The sequence below is a fragment of the Vibrio brasiliensis LMG 20546 genome (assembly GCF_000189255.1).
Classification (GTDB): domain Bacteria; phylum Pseudomonadota; class Gammaproteobacteria; order Enterobacterales; family Vibrionaceae; genus Vibrio; species Vibrio brasiliensis.
Window position 1 is genome coordinate 1 of record NZ_AEVS01000110.1, and the last position, 1,943, is coordinate 1,943.

At 46.2% G+C, this 1,943-nt stretch carries 3 protein-coding genes and 4 tRNA genes; 6 read left to right on the forward strand and 1 reads right to left on the reverse strand.

From position 1 onward, the window contains the following. Nucleotides 1-196, forward strand: a 196-nt coding sequence (locus tag RH46_RS22420; RefSeq protein WP_206536079.1) for a hypothetical protein, incomplete at its 5' end; no start/stop codon positions are given. Here the strand turns inward: RH46_RS22420 and coaA are convergent. Beyond that, nucleotides 163-1,086 (reverse strand): type I pantothenate kinase, encoded by a 924-nt coding sequence (gene coaA, locus RH46_RS20380; RefSeq protein ID WP_006881424.1) that lies wholly within the window; start codon nt 1,084-1,086, stop codon nt 163-165. The genes RH46_RS22420 and coaA overlap by 34 nt on opposite strands. Before the next feature lie 205 nt (nt 1,087-1,291). Here coaA and RH46_RS20385 point away from each other — a divergent pair. The 5 genes from RH46_RS20385 to RH46_RS21960 form a co-directional block, all read left to right on the forward strand. Next, nucleotides 1,292-1,367 (forward strand) — tRNA-Thr (locus RH46_RS20385). 36 nt (nt 1,368-1,403) lie between these two features. Continuing rightward, nucleotides 1,404-1,488 (forward strand) — tRNA-Tyr (locus RH46_RS20390). Between the two features lie 35 nt (nt 1,489-1,523). Beyond that, nucleotides 1,524-1,598: transfer RNA gene (locus RH46_RS20395), tRNA-Gly, on the forward strand. A gap of 12 nt (nt 1,599-1,610) precedes the next feature. Then, nucleotides 1,611-1,686 (forward strand) — tRNA-Thr (locus RH46_RS20400). A gap of 141 nt (nt 1,687-1,827) precedes the next feature. Continuing rightward, nucleotides 1,828-1,943: GTP-binding protein (locus RH46_RS21960; protein WP_006877408.1), on the forward strand; the 116-nt coding region annotated here is incomplete at its 3' end.

The window sequence follows — 1,943 nt, forward strand, 5'->3', positions numbered from 1 at the left end:
GCTTCTCGCTTCTCGCTTCTCGCTTCTCGCTTCTCGCTTCTCGCTTCTCGCTTCTCGCTTCTCGCTTCTCGCTTCTCGCTTCTCGCTTCTCGCTTCTCGCTTCTCGCTTCTCGCTTCTCGCTTCTCGCTTCTCGCTTCTCGCTTCTCGCTTCTCGTTTCTCGCTACTTCCTCAACAACACCTGCTCGACCTTATGATCCTGTCCTTTCTGCAAGATTAAATGCGCGCGGCCTTTGGTCGGAAGAATATTGGCATCAAGGTTCACACCATTGATGGCCTGCCAGATGCTGTGTGCTTTGGCGATGGCTTGTGGCTCGGTTAACTGGGTGTAGTGGCTAAAGTAAGAGCCTGGTTTGGTAAAGGCACCCTGGCGAAACTCGAGGAAACGTTCAACATACCACTTTTCAATGACGTCGCTATCAGCATCAACGTAGAGTGAGAAATCTAAGAAGTCTGAAACAAAGACACGATGCGGATCGTGAGGGTAGTCCATACCACTTTGCAGAACATTCAAACCTTCAATGATCAGTACGTCAGGACGATCTACCACTTTAAAGTCGTCGGTAATGTCATAAGTAATGTGTGAGTAAACCGGCACTTCGAGATTTGGCTTACCTGCTTTCACATCAGAAACGAACTCGACTAACTTCTTAATATCGTAAGATTCAGGGAAACCCTTACGGTGCATAATTCCGCGCTCGTCGAGAACCTTTTTCGGATAAAGGAAACCGTCAGTGGTGACCAGCTCAACCTTAGGGTGGTTGTCCCAGCGTGAAAGCAGGGCTTTAAGCAGACGCGCAGTGGTACTTTTACCTACTGCCACACTTCCCGCGATACCAATGATAAATGGCGGAGCGGATTCTTGATTTGATAAGAAGTTGTTCAATACCGTATTTCGGCTTTGGCGTGCTGCTACATATAGGTTAAGCAGACGAGCCAGAGGCAGGTAAATCTCCTCTACTTCATCCATCGTGAGTCTTTCGTTCACACCTTGTAGCTCAACCAAGTCAGCCTCGGATAACGTCATAGGCACGGCATTACGCAATTCGGCCCACTGCTGACGATTAAAAGAGAGATACGGAGTCATAGTCATCCTAACTTGGTTTTACGATAGAGCTGCGAAAATACAACAACCAACAAAGATTGCAAACGACATAGTCTACATTAGTCATTTTTTGACGATAAATTGGGCGAAATTTCAACAAATAAGCCTAAACGGGAGAAAAAGAGATTTTTTTTTAAATTTACTATTGCAAGGCAGAAAATCATTCAATAGAATGCGCACCACTTATGCCGACTTAGCTCAGTAGGTAGAGCAACTGACTTGTAATCAGTAGGTCACCAGTTCGATTCCGGTAGTCGGCACCATTCTCTCCTTTAGTAGTGAGAATGGATGAAAAATTTGGAGGGGTTCCCGAGTGGCCAAAGGGATCAGACTGTAAATCTGCTGGCACTGCCTTCGATGGTTCGAATCCGTCCCCCTCCACCATATTCTTTAGGAAATAGCTCACAGAGTTACGTGTTGCGGGCATCGTATAATGGCTATTACCTCAGCCTTCCAAGCTGATGATGCGGGTTCGATTCCCGCTGCCCGCTCCACTCAATAGTTATGCTGATATAGCTCAGGCGGTAGAGCGCATCCTTGGTAAGGATGAGGTCCCCAGTTCGACTCTGGGTATCAGCACCAGCTCTCAAGCAAACTTTTCCTTTTGATACTTTCTTTCGACTAAACTACGTTTAGTGTTTGAGAGTAAGTTTATCACCAATACTTTTTTGGTTGCGTGGTCATTTTAAAAGCCACCTAAATCCGTACCTAGAGGGACAACTCATGTCTAAAGAAAAATTTGAACGTACGAAACCGCACGTAAACGTTGGTACTATCGGCCACGTTGACCACGGTAAAACAACTCTAACTGCTGCTATCTGTACTACACTTGCAAAAGT